Source organism: Paenibacillus sp. TY11 (assembly GCF_059772165.1).
The window spans coordinates 272,957-292,508 of the sequence record NZ_JCBAIQ010000001.1 but is presented as its reverse complement, the minus strand read 5'-3'; the positions used below and the strand labels follow the sequence as shown (position 1 = coordinate 292,508).

Here is a 19,552-nt window from a genome sequence, read left to right as displayed (position 1 = left end):
CGGTTCTTTTTTTGTTCAACAAGAGTGCCGAGCTTCCTAATTATTTCATAGAGAGAACAGGAAGTGGGACTAGGTTATCCGAAGAATGAGTTGTAACGATATCATGGAAGTTGTCGTAGCTGGTTTCAATCATGTTGGATAGTGCTGTAACGGTATTCGAACCGGCATGAGGCGTAACCAAAACTCTTGGATACAGCTCGAGAAGCTTCTGGATCGTCGGATCCGGGAGCATTTGCCATGGTTCAAATGCTTTAAAGAATAATTCATCTTCTTTAGGGAAGACATCCGTAGCGAAGCCTTCCAGATGGTTACTGAGCAAAGCGTCCAAAATGGCTTGGTTATCTTGTAATTCTCCACGTGATGTATTAATGAGAATAGATCCCTTTTTCATTTTTGCTAAAAAGCTGGCGTTAATCATTTTGTCGTTCTGTCCCGGCAGATAAGGAACATGCACACTAACGACATCACTCTCTGCCAGTAATTCATCCAAGGTTGTGAATGGAATGACATCCTTGGCCGCTTCCGATTGGTACACATCATAACCAATAACAGAGGCTCCCAATCCTTTAAACAATTTGGCCTCCGTCAGACCAATGCGACCAACCCCGATAATCCCAACTTTACAGTTATGGATCTCTTTGCTGAATGTATGCTCATCCACAATAAAATTTTTGAACGAGCTTTTGGTAGTCATATAAGCGGTGTGTCGGAACAGCATCATTGCTAAAGTTAGGGAGAGCTCGGCGATGGCATTCGGAGAGTAAGATGGCACGCGTGCCACCTTCATTCCGAATTCGCTGCAGGCATCCAGATCAATGTGGTTGATTCCGACTGTTCTGGTGAAAACATATTGAATGCCGTATTCATTGAATTTTGTGATATTTTCCCGATTGGCAGCACAGTTTCCTCTTAGCAGAACGGCATCGTGATGCTGCGCCAATTCTGCATTGCTGGTGTTTAACAACTCTTCTACCAGCGTTAGTTGGAAGTTATATTTATTGAGATCCTGGAAATAGGGTTTCTCATAAGAACGGACACCATAGCAAATGATTTTTAACATGTTGTTTTCCCCCTGATTTAGAAAATGCCAATTTTATCAATGACATTGAGTGTAATGATCCACACTGGAATCATGACGACAGAAGTGATAGTAGATAGAAGCGATGCATTGGAAGTTAATATGGCTTCCTTATCAAAACTGATGGCATAGGCTGCGGCTACGGTAGCTGTAGGAGTAGCCATCATGATGACAATAGTAGCTAAAGCGACTGAATCGACTGACAGAATATGAGATACAGTCAACAAAGCCAGCAAGACGATGTTAACAATAGGTACAAGCCAAACCTTAACGATGCTGTAATACCAAGAGGTCTTGTCAGTAGCTGCCGACTTGAAGCTGATTTCCCCCAATGTCGAACCAATCGATAACCAGGCTAATGGAGAGGCTAGTCCGGCAAGGTAGGTCATGGGCTTGAACAACCAGACAGCGGTTTGATCAATTCTTAGAAAAGCGAACTGCTGAATGGCCCCATCTTCTGTAGCTACGCTCATCTGTGGCAAATAACCCTGAAACAACCAAACAAACAGGCCTAGAAACGTGGCGATAACGATTGGATTTAAAAACATGGTTTTGAGATTTTTAAGCTCCATTTTTAAGCCGCTCATTTTGATATAGCCATAGGAGTATAAGAAAATGCGGTACCCTATATTAAAAATGGAACTGTACATAACTCCGGTAGGACCGTAAATGGCCCCGACAATTGGAATTCCGAAAAAAGTAGTAGAACCGAAAATGGTTAACACCCGTAAAACATCCTGTTTATCCTTGTCGTAGCTTAGGAAGAAAGGTTTTGAAATAAAGATGAGAATAATATAAATTAGAATCCCCCATATTAAAACATTCATTCCTTGTTTTAACATTGTAGGATTAATATCCTGCATGAAAGAATTAAAGGCTAGTGCTGGTAGAGCCACGGTTAGAACAACCTTGGATAATAGCTTTCCTACTGCTGCGGTAAAAATCCCCTTCTTGCGGCAAAAGAAACCAAGAAGGATAATAAAAACGGTGGAAGCGATAGAACTGACAATTTTGTTATCTGTTAAGGTCGCTGTAATCATCTCTAGTAAAGACATAGATAAAACCCTCTCTTGTACCTTTTTTCACAAATGTGACTATGCAATTCCCTGATCTTTTGGCCAAAGTAGTTGGTTTGCACTTTTATAGTAAAATGACTTTGTGAAAAAAAGAACAATATCTAATTAATTTAACTTATGAAACTAATTTAAAAAATTTATACGTTACATCAGATGGGCAAATGAAATGAGAGGGTACGTCTTCACGGAGTGATTATTCTTAGCTTTATAAGGTGCTCATCAACATACGTGTTATAATAAAAATCATTAAACCCAACTTGATTAGTGGGTTAAATAGAAAAGACGAGCAGGAGGGCCTCATGAATCCGATACAACATATACTGGACGAATTTCAGCTGATCGTGCTGGACGGCGCAATGGCGACCGAGCTTGAGCGTCATGGTTATGATCTGAATGATAGCTTATGGTCAGCTAAAATCCTCCATGAGCACCCGGAGTCGATCAAGCGCGTACATAGGGATTATTTTGAAGCTGGTGCAGACTGCGCGATTACTGCGAGCTATCAGGCTACCGTTGAAGGCTATGTTAAACGAGGCCTAAGCGAAAGTGAGGCGCTGAAGCTGATTCAGTCATCGGTGCGGATTGCTGTGCAGGCACGAGATGAGTTTTGGGCCGACGTGACGGCTACTACAAGTCAGCAGCATCGCCCCAAGCCGCTAGTCGCGGCCTCTGTCGGCCCCTACGGGGCGTTTTTGGCGGATGGTTCAGAGTATCGTGGTGATTACAAGCTGAGCGAGGAACAGCTCGTGGAGTTTCACAGGCCGCGAATGAAAGCTCTGATCGAGGCGGGGGCAGACATTTTAGCTTGTGAAACGATACCTTGTCTGGTTGAAGCCAAGGCTATCGCCCGATTGCTGAAGGAATTCCCCGGGACGTATGCCTGGATCAGCTTTAGTGCAAAGGACGGGCAGCACATCAGCAATGGCGAGTCTGCCGCCGCGTGCGCTGAGTGGCTGAATGAGCACGAGCAAGTGGCCGCTGTGGGGATCAACTGCACTTTGCCGAAATTCGTTCCATCGCTTATTCACGAAATACGCAACCATACAGATAAGCCTGTGGTGTTATACCCCAATCTGGGGGAGGAATATGATCCGGTCACCAAGACATGGCACGGTAGCACTTGTACAGAGACGTTCGGACAGAGTGCCCGCCAATGGTATGAAGCAGGAGCACGTCTGATTGGCGGTTGTTGCCGGACTCAGCCACAGGATATTAAAGAAATAGTGGCCTGGTCGAGAGACGTCTAAACGGGGAGAGGCGTAGCGTAGGGATAAAGGCTATCTATAAGAGGTAACTCGATGGTCCGAAAAAGAACAAGCAGGCTGAACCATGTTGTGCTCCAGCAATGGAGCGGCTTGGTTCAGCCTGCTTTTTGTAATGATAAATCTTTTGGACCCTGCTTCGTTGACTATCTGCGCCGATCCGGTCAGCTTTCCGCCAAACGTTCCAGCAGTGCGTCTCCATTGCGGCTCACTCGAATATGAGCAAAATGTGCGTTCTGTTCTACAGTACGTCCGGTTCCCTCAGGGATGAAATAATTCTCAATACCGTACAGAATACGAGAACCATACCATTGTCCATTTAGAATGACCTCATGACTGGCAAGTTTTTCACCATCTTGATATAGGCGATCCGCGACGTATACTCCTTGGCTATCTGGTGTGAGAACGACTTTGACCTTGCCTCGGCTCCATTCCTCCTCCTGAAGAGGGGTCTTGGAAGGCGGGGTAGATATGTCGTAATTCAGGGCCACATAATCGCCTTGTAGCAGGGAGCGCGGGTCTACAGGAGCCAGTTTGAGCTTAATAGAAGCCCCTGTGGCGAGCAGGGTTTCACTTCTCGCCGTCTGATAGCCGATGATCCCCAGCTGTAGCACGATGACAATAGCGATGAGTAACGGGCTTAAGCGCATAAAGCTAAAGCTGCGGTGATCGGCATCGAATGCTGCTTTGCCGCTATGGGCCATTCGCCGATCCGCCCACCAGGTAATTCCGAGCGCAATGATCCCCAGTAGCGCCAGCGTAAAAGATTTATACAGTAGCGTCCACAATAAATCATAGTATTTGAAGCCGATAAAAATAAACCAGAATATTACGCTTGTGATGGCCTCCGATTTTTGTTTCAGACGGATAAAGGCAAAGACCATCCCTGTAACGATAACAAAATAAAAAATGTTAATGAACATATAAGAGTGTGGAACGACATCCTCGAAAAACGTAGCCCAAAACAGGAACAACAAGCTGAAAAATAATGAGCTATCTCGAAGATGTTCTCTTAATCCCGTTTTGAATACGAAGTAACTTACCCCATATAACACGGCATTGAGGATGAAAAGAGAGAAGATGATGAACTCATAGGTCCAGTTCCAACCATCCCACTCCTGATACCGCTGAAATAAAATGGTCGCCAGATTCAGGTTTACAAAAGTATAGGCAAAAAATTGCTGCCTTTTCCCCTTGGAGCGAAACCATCCGGCGATGGAAACGATCAGAAATAATACCGAAAGCAACGTCTGATCTGACCATAGAATGGCCGCCAAGCCTGTAATATAGCTGATCGTCAACAGGGTATAACGTATTACAGAATCCAGCTTGGATTCGGGAATGACAATCATCGAAATCATAAGCAGCAACGACACACCCAACAGTACATATTCGGTGTGGTTTACATTTGTGCTAATGGTAATCAGCCCAATCAAGGATATACTGCCAATCAGCACTCCAACCACTTTGATCACGCGGGATACAGTTTTGCTGATCCATTCACTGCCACGCTCCTCGGGAACGGTCATATCAGTCTTTGATGTACTAGTGTCCGTTGTCCCTGCTTCCGGCAGTGTTTTCCCCAAACGATTCAAATAGCGGAAAAACCACACGTTACCCGTCAGCAGCAACGCCACAAAAATCAAACCAAAAGCAAAAAACAGAGATGAGGAGTACGCCTCAGCCAGCTCTATAAATTTAAAGACAGCAAACGCTGAGAGCGCCAATGCATTCAAGGTCAGTAGCGTTTTATTTAGCCGCGCCTTGATAAATATATAAAATCCTAAAGCAATCACAGCAATATGCGGTACATTCATGATCAGGCCATACTCATCAAATGCAAAAGAATTGGTCATCGCTAACATGGCTATATGGAAAACCGTAAAGCTCATATATTGTAGTGGAGCAGAATGTATACGATGGAGGAACGTCAATAAAAATAGCAGCAGATTGACTATTGCGAACATTCCGGCAATGGACAACGATTCCAGCTCGCTATAAGCCGCGCTTTGCATCGTAGGGTAAAAATAAAGCCACAAACCAAGATGAATCAGTACATAAGACAGCATATAAAAAGGATTGTAGCGAGTGATCCAGCTAAGCAGTAGAGCCGGCACCGACCAAATGAAAAACAATCCGTAGCTGTCCGCATGGGAATTGTAAATTTGACCGAGCAATGCCACGGAAACGCCAAAGGCTATACAGCCAGCCACCAAAAACATATTAGACAGAAAAGCTTGTTGACCGGGAACAGCACGTATCCGTGCAAATACAAAAGACAAGCCATAGAACAGAACAATAAGCGCAGCAGCAAGTACAATCTTGAATGTCCGATCCAGTCCGCCCCAATTGGAGGCGAAAAAATAAATAATCGCGGCAAGTATCAGTGAGATGCCCAGCAGATAACCCGTACGTATCGCATTGAATCGCAGCATGGATTTCACGTACCTTTCCTGTTGGTTTGATGCCTATTATAACGTTGAAAGGGCTCAGAACCAAGTACAAATTAGGATCAGGTCATAAAAAAAGGAGAGCCGCCGTATATGGTGGTTCTCCTTTATCGTTACTGGATTTCAATTAAGCGTTGACGGTACGGATCTCTTGCCGGGACTGATGCCGGAAGCGATACTCACGTGGTGGAATTCCTGTTGTTTTCTTAAATGCCTTGGAAAAGGTGGACATATCGGTATAACCGATGGACTGGGCAATGATCGACAAATTATAAGTCGTCTGTTCCAGTAATCTTTTGGCTTCGTTAATTTTGAGATTTTGCAAATACTTGGCGGGGGAGATGAGGAAGGTGGAATGAAATTTACGCGAAAAATGCGCACGATCCACACCTACATGCTCGGCAATTTGCTCAATTCTAACACGGTCACAATAATGCATTTCAATGTAATCTTTCCCCTGATGGAGCCAATAATCAGAGCAGGCAAAGCTGCGCAGTACGTCAGATGTGTTGCGGGACAACTCCTCGAAGATCTGGTGCAGTGTAATCAAGCGGGCCAGATCGCTGCCCCGTCTACTGTTGTCGTTTACGATGGAAAACAGATTGGAGATAAGTTCGAGGATTTCCTCGCTCACTGCGTTAGCCATAAATGGCGTAGAGGGATTAATCCCGATCCGCTCCAGCAGCGCCAGGGATTTGGGTCCCTCAAAAGCAATCCATACCTTTTGCAACGGGTGCTCCTGATCGGTGTAATATTCATGTGCAAGATGCGGAAAAAAACAGAATAAATCAGACTTTTGGACGCGGTATTTTTTTTGCTTATAAATAAACTCAGCCTGGCCTTCAAGTACAAAAATGAAATAAAAATAAGGAACAGCCTTGGGACCGACATGACAGCTTGTTTTCGAAATATCCATTCCAAGTCTGACTGGCCATATGGCGCTGGATTTTTCCAGTTCGGTAGCTGTGAAATAATGGTCTTCCACGATGTCGAAGTGATCTTCATTCTTTACTCTTTTCATAACTTGTCACCTCTCCTTAGGTGGAGATAAGGGAATTTTGATTTTATTTTATATAAAGGAAAGTATAATTACAAGTTAATTCATTGGAATTTAGGGTTATTAAATTGAAATAAAGCTCCAAGGCCTGATGAAGACAAGCCGTGGAGCTTTTATAGTTGAACTTATATGTTCAGCTTGCGTTTATACGTTCAGGATTCCTTCTTTGGGAGTGACATTAAAGGCTTTGGCCAGATCGGCCAATTCCTGATCCGTAATCCGTTGCTGAATATCATGGTGAGCAATGAGCATATAAATTTGCGCCGCTTTTTCAATCGTTTCAATCAGGCCAAACGCTTCATCAATGGAGCTGCCTGTTCCGAAAATGCCGTGATGAGGCCATAATACAGCGTGATGATCCTTCATTTTTTTTGCTGTTTCGCGACCGATTTCGCTGGAACCCGGCACCATCCAAGGGATTACACCGATGCCATCTGGGAAGACCACGATACATTCGGTACACATTTCCCACAGCGTTTTGGTAAATTGGTTTTCATCCAGATTATGAATGAACGTCATGGCAATGACATGAGTGGCATGATTATGGATCACGACACGATGGTTAGGGTCGACCTTCAAGCGCTCAATGTGGCTCATAAAATGAGACGGCAATTCGCTGGTAGGTACCGCGTCATGCTTGAGGCCCCACAAGACTTCCAATTGCTCGCCATCCTGCGAGACACGAAGGACTCCTAAATTGGCTTCCGGATCGGCAATTACGTTTTTAAAATATTTTCCTGATCCGGTGACGATAAAATATTTGCCTGCCAGTTCATTCACTGGAAAAGCAGGTTTAATCGTCCGAATGACTTGATGAATATCAAGATATTTGGCAACCTCGGTTTCATCCAGAATATAACTGACATTCCCGCCGTTGCGTTCATCCCAGCCGAATTTCCACATGTTTTGCGTAATTTCCGCCATCTCGCGAACAAATGGGATATCGAGTCCCGATTTTCGTTCCTTTTGATTCCCCAGCACAGTAGTCATGGATGATCTCTCCCTTTGGATGATAGAAATATAAGCTTATCAATGCAGTAGTTACCGTTTTAGCAGTTACCGTTTTAGGAGTATGTGCTGTTCATACTTCTTCACTTCGGTCAGCCATTCCTCACGAACGGGAACGCCGTTTTGAGCGCAATAGTAATCCCATACGGCACCAAACGGATACGATTTAAACTCTTCGACCAGGGCAAGACGAGTGGTGAAGTCCCGTTCCTCTTCCGCCTGCTTTAATGCTTCAATCGGTTCGAGCATAGCGCGAAGGAGCGCTTTGATCGTGTTGCGTGTTCCGATGACCCATGCAGCCACATGATTGATGCTGCCGTCAAAGAAATCAAGACCGATATGGGTTCGGGGAAGCAGTTCCCCACGAACCAGCTCACGGGCAATGTCGAGCAATTCGTCGTCCATCGTCACGACATGGTCACTGTCCCAACGAACCGGTCTGCTGACGTGGAGTAATAATTGATCGGTGAACATCAGCACAGAGGACAGTTTGTTCGAAATGACTTCCGTCGGATGGAAGTGACCGGAATCGAGACAGATAGACTTACCCCGCGTCAGGGCGTAGCCCATATAAAACTCATGGGAGCCTACGACATAGCTTTCGGAGCCGATGCCGAACAGCTTGCTTTCAACCGCATCGATGTTGTATTCTTCGCTGATTTTCTCGCTGAAAATCTCGTCCAGAGCATCTCGCAGACGTTCTCTTGGAGCCAGGCGGTCAACCGGAGTATCTTTATAACCATCCGGCATCCAGTGGTTTGTGACACAGGGTTGACCGAGCTCCTTTCCAAAATGCTCTGCAATCCTGCGTGATTTTTTGCAGTGTGTGATCCAGAAATCGCGAATTTCCGGGTCCTTGTGGCTCAGTGTGAAGCCGTCTTCCGCTTTGGGATGGGAGAACAGGGTTGGATTAAAATCAAGCCCAAGCCCTTGCTGTTTGGCCCAGTCTACCCAGTTCTGAAAATGGCGGGGCTCCAGTTGATCCAAATCTACTTGTTCTGTGGTATCCGCATAGATCGCGTGCAGATTGACCTTGTGTTTACCCGGAATGAGCGATAGGGCCTTTTCTAAATCCTGACGTAGCTCATCCGGCGTGCCTGCTCTGCCCGGGTAGCTGCCCGTTACGGCAATCCCCCCGCTAAGCTGTTTATCTTTGAACAGGAATCCCTGAACATCATCTCCCTGCCAGCAGTGTAAGGATATTTTGATCTCTGAAAGCTTGCGTAAAACGTCATCCACCTGAATATCGTGGCGGGCATACAGCTTTTTCGCTTCGTTATAACTGGCTTCAATGGATTCATTCATGGCTTTACTCCTTTATTAAGATTTCTGAATAGAGGACATCGTCTGTCTCTTTAGGTGTTCCCAGCGATCCAGCAGCTCTTTCGAGCCTTCCAGCAATTGCGGCTTATAGAGGCGAGTCGGGAAGGATTGAGCAATGACTCTGCCAGCAGCTTTGAGGTCTTCAAGAGCACCGGAGCTGATTAATTGCACGATAATATTACCGATAGCTGTAGATTCAGAAGGACCCGCCAGAACCTCAATTTCCAAAAGATCGGCTGTTAGCTGGCATAGTAATTCGTTGTTGGCGCCTCCGCCGACAATGTGCAATTTGGAAACCGTTTCGTCTGTTAAACGTTGTAGCTCATGTAAGGCATCCCGGTAGCTTAAGGCCAGACTGTCGAAAATACAGCGGGCGAGTGAACCCGGCGTCCGGGGGATGGGCTGGCCCGTTTCTTCACAGAATCGCTGGATTTCAAGGGTCATACTATCCGGATTCAAGAATGAGGACCGGTTGCAGAGGACGAGACTGACAAACGGTGTCTCTGCTGAAGCCAGTTGGGCCAATTCGGCAAAGCTATGTGCGAAACCGGCCTCTCTTCTAACCTCCTGAATCATCCATAATCCCATGATATTTTTCAGAAAACGGTACGTATCGTAAGCGCCCCATTCATTGGTGTAGTTCGCCTGCATGGCTGCCTTCGTATTCAAGGCTTGGGATCGTTCCATACCCAGTAACGACCATGTTCCACTACTGATATAAGCCCAGGATTCTTCCCGTTGTGATGGAACACCTACAACCGCCGAGGCGGTATCGTGTGTAGGTACAAGGATGAGTTGACAGTCTGGAAGATCGTACTTTTGAACAAGCTCCGGCAGGAGAGTACCCAGAACCCGTCCAGGCTCAGCCAGCTCCGAAAATTGATTGCGCCGAAGCCGGAGCAGGGAGAGCAGGTCTTCATCAAACTCTCGGGTGTTCACGTTTAGAAGTTGCATCGTGGATGCATTTGTCATTTCATTGATCATGATACCTGTAAGGCGATAGTACAGATAATCGGGTACCATCAATATTTTATCCGCCTGGGCAAGCTGTTCCCGATCATGGACGAACAGTTGATACAGCGTATTAAAGTTTAGTTCCTGAATACCTGTTTTCTCATATACATCTTCTCGGCTAATGAGCTGGTGCAGCTTGTCGGGCGTATGAAGGGTGCGTGCATCGCGGTATGCGTATACCTCATGAATGCGATGACCTTCCTTATTAAGCAACACGTAATCTACAGCCCATGTATCAATGCCGAGCGTATAGGAATCAATCCCGCTTTGTTTAGCTTTTTGCAGTCCATGGATAATCTCATCAAACAGATCGTCGACATTCCAGTAATCGTGTCCGTTCCTTTCAGTAAAGGAGTTGTTGAACCGATGAAGCTCTTGCAAGTGAATCTGTTCACCTTGTAGAGTTGCACTCACGAGCCTTCCGCTTGAAGCTCCAATATCAACAGCAAGATAGTTATTCATATCTAATCTCCTTGCATGGATGAAATCCCGGCAGCCTGAAAGTCTGCCTTTTATTCTTAACTAACTCCATACTACTTCCGTTTATCTGTGTAGTCAACATAAACGGAAGTATAATTTTTGGTTTTATTTTTGTTTTTAAAATTACAAATAAAATTAAATGTTGTTTTGTGTGGTTTTTCGTTTTTTAACATCTGTTTTCTACAATATATATACCTTAAACGGAGGCCGATGTGATTTTACGATATTCAAATTGTGGAAGGTTCTCCAGATGCCGCTGTTTATATGAAAAATAGTCTTGAAACCGCCCGCCAGAGGGTGTAGTATACAAGATATCAATTTCATATGACTCGTATAATATTGGGGATATGGCCCAAAAGTTTCTACCGGATGACCACTGTAATCGTCCGACTATGAGTGATAGCGCATCGGCTTCGGATGAATGCGGGCATTTATTTGTGCGCCAATCCGTCAGGGATTACAACCCCAAGGACAGGCTTCACTTGAGAAACTACTCAAGGGAGCCTGTCCTTTTTTGGTTTTGGCAGGTTTTATTCTATTTTAAAGTACAGAAGGAGCGATATTCGCATAATGAAAGCTTTGGAGGAACGTATTCGTCAAGAGGGACAGATTTTATCCGACACCGTATTAAAGGTAGATTCATTTTTGAATCATCAGGTAGATACAGCATTAGCATTGGAGATTGGTAAGGAGTTCGCACGCCTTTTCGGCAGTGCCCCCATTACCAAGGTGCTTACAATTGAAGCCAGTGGTATTCAATTTGCCATGGCTACTGCTATTGCCTTGGGGGTCCCGTTCATTTATGCAAAGAAAAAGAAGGCGATCACGCTGAATGAGCAGGTATACTTCGCTGAGGTTCATTCGTTCACTCGGCAGGAAACCTATCAGGTAAGCATTTCCCAAAAATATCTCGATGCCAGCGACCATGTGCTGATCGTAGATGATTTTCTGGCTACTGGCGCAGCATTGGTCGGACTTACGGATATTGTAAAGGAAGCAGGAGCGGAGCTGGCCGGGGTTGGCTGCGTGATCGAGAAGAGCTTTCAGGAAGGCCGTGGACTGTTGGAGCAAAGAAACATTGCCGTACGCTCTCTTGCGCGTATCGCTTCCATGGCACCGGGCGAGGTTCATTTTATAGAAGAAGCGGGTGCGGTGATTCCTTCCGTTAAGGAGAATGTGGGATGTTAAGTAAACAAAAGTTATTCGCACTGGGATTCCAGCATGTCATGGCGATGTACGCCGGAGCGATTGCTGTACCTCTAATTGTAGGGGGAGCATTGCACCTGACGCCAGCTCAGATGGCCTATCTGGTGGCTGCCGATCTGTTCACTTGCGGGATTGCTACGTTATTGCAGATTATGGGCACACGTTTTTTCGGTAGCAGACTGCCTGTCATTTTAGGTTGTACGTTTACGGCAGTAGGACCCATTATCGCGATTGCTTCGACCTCAAATTTGGCGACCGCGTACGGTGCCATCATTTTGTCCGGTATATTCGTAGTGCTTGCGGCACCGTTGTATGGCAAGCTGTTACGCTTTTTCCCAACGGTGGTTACAGGCTCAGTCGTTACGATTATCGGTCTATCCCTCATTCCGGTGGCAATGAACAATGTAGCAGGGGGCCAGGGCAGTGCGGATTTTGGACAGCCACGTAATTTGCTGCTGGCATTAGTTACACTACTGGTTATCCTGCTTGTGAATCGGTTGGCAAAGGGCTTTTTACGCTCAATTTCCGTGCTCATTGGTCTGTTTGCAGGTACGGTGGTTGCTTATGCGATGGGAATGGTGCATTTTGCTCCAGTGGCAGATGCGTCATGGGTGAGTATTGCGCAGCCGTTTTACTTTGGTAAGCCTGAGTTTAGCATTATGGCAGTATGTACGATGATTATCGTGAATATTGTCAGCATGGTTGAGTCTACGGGCGTTTATCTGGCAGTAGGCAAGGCGATTGATCAGAAGGTGGAGCAGAAGCAGATCGTCAATGGTTTGCGTTCCGAAGGACTTGCGATTATGCTTGGGGGTATTTTTAATGCGTTTCCTTACACTGCCTTCTCGCAAAATGTCGGTCTGATCTCACTCACACGCGTCAAATCGCGTAACGTTATTTTTGCTGCGGGTGGTATCATGGTTGTTCTTGGTTTGCTGCCTAAGCTGGCTGCCTTAACGACAGTGATTCCTAACGCCGTGCTGGGTGGGGCAATGATCGTCATGTTCGGCTCGGTCGCTGCATCAGGCATGTCCATTTTGTCAGAAGTGGATCTACGGAAGGAAAGCAATCTGCTGATCGCAGCATGCAGCATTGCCGTGGGCCTAGGCTCTGCTGTTCTGCCACAAATGTTCGACCAGCTGCCGAGCTTTGCCAAAATGCTGCTGCAAAATGGCATCGTTTCAGGTTCGCTTACAGCGATTGTCTTGAACATCGTTTTGACGAGAAAACAAGGCGAATCGGTCAAAAGCGTGACGGTTCAGGAGGTTCCGCAGAAGGTTTGATGATTAGGAATAGGTAAAGAGAGCCGGAGAGCGGTTGTATGCCTCTTTTCCGGCTTTTTGACATGGAGTTATCCAGAACTGGTTATTTATTAAGCAGCATGAAGTTATTGATAAAACGCTGTTTTCAAAAGGAATACATCCTTTCTGAGATGAGAAATTTATTAGTATCCGACTGCGCATTGGCGCTAAAGTTAACTCTTAGTTGGTTTATGTACTAGAAGAATTTGCCAGAGTCGTAAGCGAGGCCATGGTATAATCTACCTTATGGATTTTGAATAGTGGTGGATGTTTTCGGACCACGGTGCAGCTTCCCGAAAGGGGGTGAAGCCGATGGTCAACCTTGTGTCGTGCTACGATGTGTTGCGTTGGATGGTTACGTTACTAAGCCTGGTGTTTAGTATTCGTAAACTTTATCGCTGGCTGCGTCGGAAATTTCGGGACAAACGAAAACCCACCGCGTAATTAGGTTAGGCGCCTAACGGTGGGTTTAGCTAAGTATTTAGCGCGCCGTGGTGATCCACAGCCTTTCAAGTCCTAAGAGTCTTTGCCGTTGGCGCGGCGAAGGCTCCTTTTAGTATACGGACACGATGGTATCTCTATACCTAATTTTAACACTTCAATTACGTGCACGCAACGTAAAGACATAATCTCCAATTGCGTGCATGCAATTGAAGGTTATGTCTTGTTTCTTACCCTATCGTTCAAATTTAAATTATTTCGCAGCATTTGTTGACAAGCCAGTAGCAACAAAATAAGATCGTAATCAAAAGGAATAAAGGAAGAAAACAGGTGTGAGCCGGACTACTCTATATACGGGGTTTTGTTGAGACTATGTAGATGGTTATTAAGCGTGTTCACTTAAAAGGGAAGTTCGGTAGATTCCGACACGGACCCGCCACTGTATACAGACATCAGCAGGGTACTGCTGGAGCTTTCAGAACGGCCACTGGAACTGTGAAGAACCGGGAAGGCCTGAAAGATACGCCTGGAGTCAGGAGACCTGCCTGTTTTAACATCACTGTCAGACCCACGGGATGCTGGGGAGGTGGTTAGGCGTGCTGCATACAGAATGTCTGAAACCGATCCGATCCCTTCTATGTTTTTTTGAGTTGGCTTCGAGGTGAGTTTTGGCATTTTATAATGAAAGCATTTCTGACTGCTGATCAAGTGGTCCGGAATGCTTTTTTCGCGTTTCGCATTAGGTTTATATGATTTTACAAGTTAGAGGGGGATTCATTGGAATGATAAGCAATCGTAATAGGCGTTCATGGTTCATATGTACAGGAGTGATGCTGCTGATGGCGGTTATGGCTCTTTCGGGATGTGCCACAACCAATAAGACGGCGGAGAGCTCCGGCAAGGGCGAAAACACGCCCGCACAACAGACAGCAGCAGATAAAAAGCTGGTGATGGCGTATACGTGGAAACCGTCGGGCGTTGACCCGCACGGAGACAATAGCTGGGATGTCATGCGATCTGGTGCAGGTGAGACACTAGTCCGTTTGAATGAAAAGCTGGAGCCTGTGGCTTGGCTGGCGAAGGAGTGGAAGCAGGACAGTCCTACGGTTTGGACGTTCAGCTTGCAGGATAAGGTCACTTTTCATGATGGAAAGAGTATGGATGCAGCAAGCGTAAAAGCGTCTTTGCTGCGCTCTATCGAGGAAAGCCACCTGGCGAAGGATTTACTGAATGTGAAGTCCATTGATGTAAGCGGCCCGCTGGCGCTGAAAATCACGACAAACCAGCCGAATGCGGCGCTGGTGTCCAATCTGGCTGATCCGTCGACGATTGTGCTGGATGTGGCAGCTATGCAAGATGAGCAGAGCTATCCTGCGATGACAGGTGCTTTTAAAATCAAAGCATTCAACAAGGATCAATCCTTGGTCGTAGAGCGTTACGACGGATATTGGGGCGAGAAGGCGCGGCTGGCTGAAGCGACGATGAAGTTCATTACGGATGGTAATTCACGCCTGATGGCGCTGCAATCCGGCGAGGTCGATGTAGCGACGGATATTCCGGTAGATAACGCGGAGGTACTGAAAAGGGACGACAAGCTACAAGTGCTATCGGCTCCTTCCTTGCGCACCCATATGATCGTGTACAACATGGAATCGCCTGTATTCAAGGATGCAGCCAACCGTAAGGTGGTGAACAGCCTGATTCCACGCACATCCATTGTGAGCGCCGTCATGAGGGGCTTCGGCACGGAAGCAAGCAGCCCATTCCCAAGCATTCTTCCCTTCGGTAAAGTTGAGCGTAAAGCGTTGGACGGAACGGTGGAGCAGTTGTTGACGAAGGATGGCTGGCAGAAGGACGCCCAAGGCACATGGACCAAGCAAGGCAAGCCGTTCGAGGTTACGCTGCTGACTTTCCCTCAGCGCCCGGAGCTCTCCGTGATGGCTGAGGTCATTCAGAGTCAATTGCTGAAAGAGGGAATCCAAGTCAAGATTCGCAGGGTGGAAAATATCGACGAGGCGTTGACCAAAAACGATTGGGATTTTGCTATGTACAGCATGCTGACGGCTCATACAGGGGAGCCGCAATATTTTATGGACATGTTTTATTCCTCGAAAAGCGAAGCCAATGTAAGCCGTTATGTATCCAAACCACTGGAGAACATTCTTAACAGCTTGAAGCTGGCGAAGAATACAGCGCAGCGTAATGCGGCGACGCTGCAAGCGCTGGATATCATTAATACGGATTTGCCGCAGTCGTTCATTGTGCATCCTGACAATGTGTTTGGTGTGAAAAAAGGGGTGAAGGGCTTTACGCCGCATCCAATCGAGTATTACTACATTACGGCGCAATCCGATATTGCGGAATAACGAGCTGCGTAGCCTATGATTCGTTTTGTACTGGAACGTGTGGCGCAGCTGGTCATCATTGTATTCGTTGTATCCACGCTGACTTTTGTACTGATGAGGCTGGCCCCTGGTGACCCTGCTACCATCCTGCTCACCGCGCATAATGTCCCTGCTTCTGAGGAGGCGTTGACCGCGCTACGGAAGGAACTGGGCTTGAACGAGTCGCTTCATATTCAATATGTGAACTGGCTGCGGGATGTATTCACGGGACATTGGGGCACCTCGTATGTATCCAAGGAGTCGGTGCTAACCGAACTGTGGAGCAGACTGCCTGCTACTGTGGAGCTAGCTTCGGCGGGCTTTACTGTCATGACGGTGCTCACTCTGGGGATGGGGCTGGCTGCCTCGGTGAAATCCAGCGGCCCACTGGATCGTCTGGGCAGGCTTTTCGCCCTGCTGGGATCGTCGATCCCCTCGTTTTGGCTTGGTTTCCTGTTGATCTATTTATTCTCCGTTCACTTGGGCTGGCTCCCATCCATGGGAAGGGAGGACTGGACACATCTAGTGCTTCCAGCGCTGACCCTTGGTGCAGGTTTGGGAGCTGTGCAAGCTCGTGTACTGCGCGCTCAAATGCTGGAGCTGGGTGACCGGAATTTTGTGAAAGCAGCGAAGGCGCGAGGCTTTTCCCGTATGCATATTCTGTTTTTTGAGATATTTAAGCATGCTGTTCTGCCTATTATTACGGTGTTAGGAACGAATCTGTCATTTATGCTGGCAGGTAATGTCATCGTGGAGACCATTTTTTCATGGCCGGGGTTGGGCAAGTATTTTATAGATGCGATTACGCAGCGGGATTATCCAGTGATTCAGGGGTATGTTATTTTTGCCGCATTTTTAATAGTAGGTGTTCAGTGTGTGGTGGATGTGGTCCAGACGGCGATAGATCCAAGGCTACGTTTGCGTTAAGGGGGGGAAGCTGAAAATGGAAAAGATACGGCTTTCCTTTAAAGGAGGCTTGCTGGCAGGGGGTGCACTATTTAGCCTGATCGTGCTGCTCGGACTACTGGCTCCATGGGTCGCTCCTCATGATCCTCTTCGTGTGGACCTTCTGAACCGTCTGGCACCACCCAGCCGGGAATATCCTTTCGGTGCAGATCATCTGGGACGGGATGTGCTGTCACGGCTAATTTATGGGATTCGGACGAGTGTGCTAATCGCGTGTGCGATTACTCTAGCTACGCTGTGCATCAGTCTGCCAATAGGTTTGCTCATTGGTTATGTGCGCGGACTCGTGGATCAGCTGGTCATGCGGGGAATCGACGGCGTACTGGCTTTTCCTGATATTATTTTAACGGTGGCGATTGTGGGTATTTTGGGCCCGGGTTTTGTTAACATGACCCTGGCTATTATTGCGGTACGGTGGGCAGGCTATGTCCGCTATATCCGTAGTCTGGTTCAAAAAGCCTGTCAGGAGGACTTTGTTCGGTATGCCCGTTTATCCGGCAATTCACATGTACGTATACTGAGACGTTATGTATTGCCACAAGTGTTGCCGCAGTTGTTGGTTTATGCGGTATGGGATATCGGACGCGTGGTGTTGATGATCGCCGGGCTCTCCTTTCTTGGCTTGGGTGTACAGCCGCCCAAGCCAGAGTGGGGCGTGATGTTGCATGATGCAACCTCGTATTTTCAGGTGGCTCCGCATGTCATGATTTTCCCGGGCTTGGCGATTATGCTGTTTGTGCTTGCCTGCCAGCTTTTGGGCGACCGTTTTTCGGAAAAGGGGGCGGCGAAATAATGGAGGATCGATCAGCCATGGGGTGGAAGGATACGATAGAGCGAATGGCAGGACGAAAAGCGTTGTTACACGTGGAACATTTGGAGATCTGCCGCACAGGTGTAAGAGCAAGCGCAAGCGCAAGCAAACCGCTGCTGCGAGATGTAAGCTTTTCCGTGTATCCAGGGGAGATTGTGGCCCTGACTGGACCGAGCGGATGCGGCAAGAGCCTGACCGCACACGCAATCGCGGGCATGCTGGAGCCAAGTATCCGTGTTACACAAGGGCGTATCTACTACAACGGGGAAGATATTGTCCCGTTCGATGAACGGCGCTGGCAAAGGCTGCGCCGCGAGGATATTGGCCTGCTCATTCAACAATCGCTGAGCGGGTTGAATCCGATCCGTACCATCCGCGCCCAGCTGACGGATACGCTTAGACTGCACGGGCGGCGTCGGATGCCGCACGACCAGAAGGAGCCGGGGCATGCTGATGATGTCCCATCCTTCGCTGCACCGCAGCAAGCCGACCCACAGGGCGTGCTGTCACGGATGCGGCAGATACTGACCCGTGCCACGGAGATGGCCGGAGGCCGCGTTACTCCAGCACAGGAGGCTTATTTGCGCTCTCTGTTGAGCAAGGTCGGGTTTGCGGACCCTGAACATATTTTGTCGTCATATCCTTTTGAACTAAGCGGAGGAATGTGCCAAAGAGTGCTGCTGGCTGCAATGTTAAGCGGCGGTCCGCGCCTCTTTATTGCCGACGAGCCTACTACGGCGCTGGATGTTATTAACCGCGACAAGGTTCTGGCCTTGCTCCTACAGTTAAGAGAGGACTTCGATCTCACCATTTTGTTGATTTCTCATGATCGTCAGGGCATGAGCCGCGTGGCAGATCGAGTGTTGGAGATGAGCCCGGAAGGAAGGATGCACCAGTGATACTGGAATTGAAGAACGTGACCAAAGCTTACCCTGTCCGCAGACGGAGAAAAGGCTGGTCCAGCACAAAAGATAGCGAGCAGGCCGTGAAGCAGGTAAGTCTGGAGTTACGACAGGGAGAATGTCTTGGACTGGTTGGAGAAAGCGGAAGTGGTAAAAGCACGCTGGCACAATGTATTCTAGGGCTGGAGTCGTTGACTTCGGGGAGGATTTGGCTGGATCACCAGCCCATACATACCGGAAAGATGAAGGATGTTCATCTGTACAAGCGAATCCAGTTGGTTGCACAGGATTCGTCTTCCTCGCTGCATCCTCGTATGACCATTCGAGATATTTTGACGGAGCCGATCCACAACTATTTTCCTGAGCGAAAAATGCGAGCGCTGGACATCTGCCTGTCCCTACTGGAAGCGGTAGGATTGGAGGCTGACAGTTTGGAAAAATACCCAGCGCAGCTAAGCGGTGGGCAAAAGCAGCGGGTGTGTATTGCCCGAGCGCTGGCGGTTGAGCCAGAAATTATCCTGTTCGACGAATCAGTCGCCAATCTGGATACGGCAACGCAATCTTCCGTGCTGGACATGCTCAAGAAAGCGCAGGTAGAGCGCCAGCTATCCTATCTTTTCATCACTCACGATCTCCAATCTACTCGTCAGTTTTGTGATCGGGTTGCCGTCATGGTTCAGGGGGAGATCGTGGAAATATTCAAGGAATGGGATGGAGACTTATTACAGCATGAGTACACGCGTACTCTGTTTCAAACGTTAGTGAATTAATCCATAAATTTAATATTTTACAA

Annotated in this window: 15 protein-coding genes and 2 riboswitches; of the genes, 8 read left to right on the top strand and 7 right to left on the bottom strand. The window is 47.4% G+C overall.

Translation table 11 applies throughout. The features are described 5' to 3' along the window. Nucleotides 1-40: 40 nt before the first annotated feature. Together AC6EJC_RS01220 and AC6EJC_RS01215 are read right to left on the bottom strand one after the other, a co-directional pair. Nucleotides 41-1,060 (bottom strand): 2-hydroxyacid dehydrogenase, encoded by a 1,020-nt coding sequence (locus tag AC6EJC_RS01220; protein ID WP_444952370.1) that lies wholly within the window; start codon nucleotides 1,058-1,060, stop codon nucleotides 41-43. Nucleotides 1,061-1,077: 17 nt separating this feature from the next. Then, nucleotides 1,078-2,133, bottom strand: a complete 1,056-nt coding sequence (locus AC6EJC_RS01215; protein WP_444952369.1) for an AEC family transporter — start codon at nucleotides 2,131-2,133, stop codon at nucleotides 1,078-1,080. A gap of 320 nt (nucleotides 2,134-2,453) precedes the next feature. On the opposite strand from AC6EJC_RS01215, the gene mmuM reads away from it, so the two are divergent. Next, entirely contained in the window at nucleotides 2,454-3,401 is a 948-nt protein-coding gene (gene mmuM / locus AC6EJC_RS01210) for a homocysteine S-methyltransferase (protein WP_444952368.1), read from the top strand. A 179-nt stretch (nucleotides 3,402-3,580) separates the two neighbouring features. Here mmuM and AC6EJC_RS01205 read toward each other — a convergent pair whose 3' ends face one another. The 5 genes from AC6EJC_RS01205 to rhaB form a co-directional block, all read right to left on the bottom strand. Then, nucleotides 3,581-5,851: a GDYXXLXY domain-containing protein gene (locus AC6EJC_RS01205; protein WP_444952512.1), complete on the bottom strand. Its 2,271-nt coding sequence runs from the start codon at nucleotides 5,849-5,851 to the stop codon at nucleotides 3,581-3,583. A gap of 142 nt (nucleotides 5,852-5,993) precedes the next feature. Next, nucleotides 5,994-6,887, bottom strand: a complete 894-nt coding sequence (locus AC6EJC_RS01200) for a helix-turn-helix domain-containing protein (RefSeq protein WP_444952367.1) — start codon at nucleotides 6,885-6,887, stop codon at nucleotides 5,994-5,996. A gap of 180 nt (nucleotides 6,888-7,067) precedes the next feature. Further along, nucleotides 7,068-7,913: a rhamnulose-1-phosphate aldolase gene (rhaD, locus tag AC6EJC_RS01195; RefSeq protein ID WP_444952366.1), complete on the bottom strand. Its 846-nt coding sequence runs from the start codon at nucleotides 7,911-7,913 to the stop codon at nucleotides 7,068-7,070. A 66-nt stretch (nucleotides 7,914-7,979) separates the two neighbouring features. Next, nucleotides 7,980-9,236 carry an L-rhamnose isomerase gene (gene rhaA, locus AC6EJC_RS01190; RefSeq protein ID WP_444952365.1) on the bottom strand — a complete coding sequence of 419 codons (1,257 nt, stop codon included), beginning with the start codon at nucleotides 9,234-9,236 and terminating at the stop codon, nucleotides 7,980-7,982. A gap of 15 nt (nucleotides 9,237-9,251) precedes the next feature. Then, nucleotides 9,252-10,730, bottom strand: a complete 1,479-nt coding sequence (gene rhaB, locus AC6EJC_RS01185; RefSeq protein WP_444952364.1) for a rhamnulokinase — start codon at nucleotides 10,728-10,730, stop codon at nucleotides 9,252-9,254. Between the two features lie 327 nt (nucleotides 10,731-11,057). Then, nucleotides 11,058-11,161, top strand: a riboswitch (purine riboswitch). 157 nt (nucleotides 11,162-11,318) lie between these two features. Between rhaB and AC6EJC_RS01180 the strand changes: the two genes are divergently transcribed. The 7 genes from AC6EJC_RS01180 (at nucleotide 11,319) to AC6EJC_RS01150 (ending at nucleotide 19,529) form a co-directional block, all read left to right on the top strand. Further along, entirely contained in the window at nucleotides 11,319-11,936 is a 618-nt protein-coding gene (locus AC6EJC_RS01180) for a xanthine phosphoribosyltransferase (protein ID WP_444952363.1), read from the top strand. Then, on the top strand, nucleotides 11,930-13,237 hold the full coding sequence (locus tag AC6EJC_RS01175) for a nucleobase:cation symporter-2 family protein (RefSeq protein ID WP_444952362.1): 1,308 nt from the start codon (nucleotides 11,930-11,932) through the stop codon (nucleotides 13,235-13,237). The genes AC6EJC_RS01180 and AC6EJC_RS01175 overlap by 7 nt, the downstream gene beginning before the upstream one ends. A gap of 818 nt (nucleotides 13,238-14,055) precedes the next feature. Next, a riboswitch (cobalamin riboswitch) is annotated at nucleotides 14,056-14,259 on the top strand. A gap of 219 nt (nucleotides 14,260-14,478) precedes the next feature. Then, nucleotides 14,479-16,062, top strand: coding sequence for an ABC transporter substrate-binding protein (locus AC6EJC_RS01170; protein WP_444952361.1), 1,584 nt, complete (start codon nucleotides 14,479-14,481; stop codon nucleotides 16,060-16,062). 15 nt (nucleotides 16,063-16,077) lie between these two features. Then, nucleotides 16,078-17,007 (top strand): nickel ABC transporter permease, encoded by a 930-nt coding sequence (nikB, locus tag AC6EJC_RS01165; protein ID WP_444952360.1) that lies wholly within the window; start codon nucleotides 16,078-16,080, stop codon nucleotides 17,005-17,007. A gap of 16 nt (nucleotides 17,008-17,023) precedes the next feature. Beyond that, nucleotides 17,024-17,839 (top strand): ABC transporter permease, encoded by an 816-nt coding sequence (locus AC6EJC_RS01160; protein WP_444952359.1) that lies wholly within the window; start codon nucleotides 17,024-17,026, stop codon nucleotides 17,837-17,839. Next, the gene (locus AC6EJC_RS01155; RefSeq protein ID WP_444952358.1) at nucleotides 17,839-18,756 is read left to right on the top strand and encodes an ATP-binding cassette domain-containing protein; all 918 of its coding nucleotides are present in this window, start codon (nucleotides 17,839-17,841) and stop codon (nucleotides 18,754-18,756) included. Before AC6EJC_RS01160 ends, AC6EJC_RS01155 begins: the two co-directional genes overlap by 1 nt. Further along, the gene (locus AC6EJC_RS01150; RefSeq protein WP_444952357.1) at nucleotides 18,753-19,529 is read left to right on the top strand and encodes an ABC transporter ATP-binding protein; all 777 of its coding nucleotides are present in this window, start codon (nucleotides 18,753-18,755) and stop codon (nucleotides 19,527-19,529) included. The genes AC6EJC_RS01155 and AC6EJC_RS01150 overlap by 4 nt, the downstream gene beginning before the upstream one ends. Nucleotides 19,530-19,552: the final 23 nt, after the last annotated feature.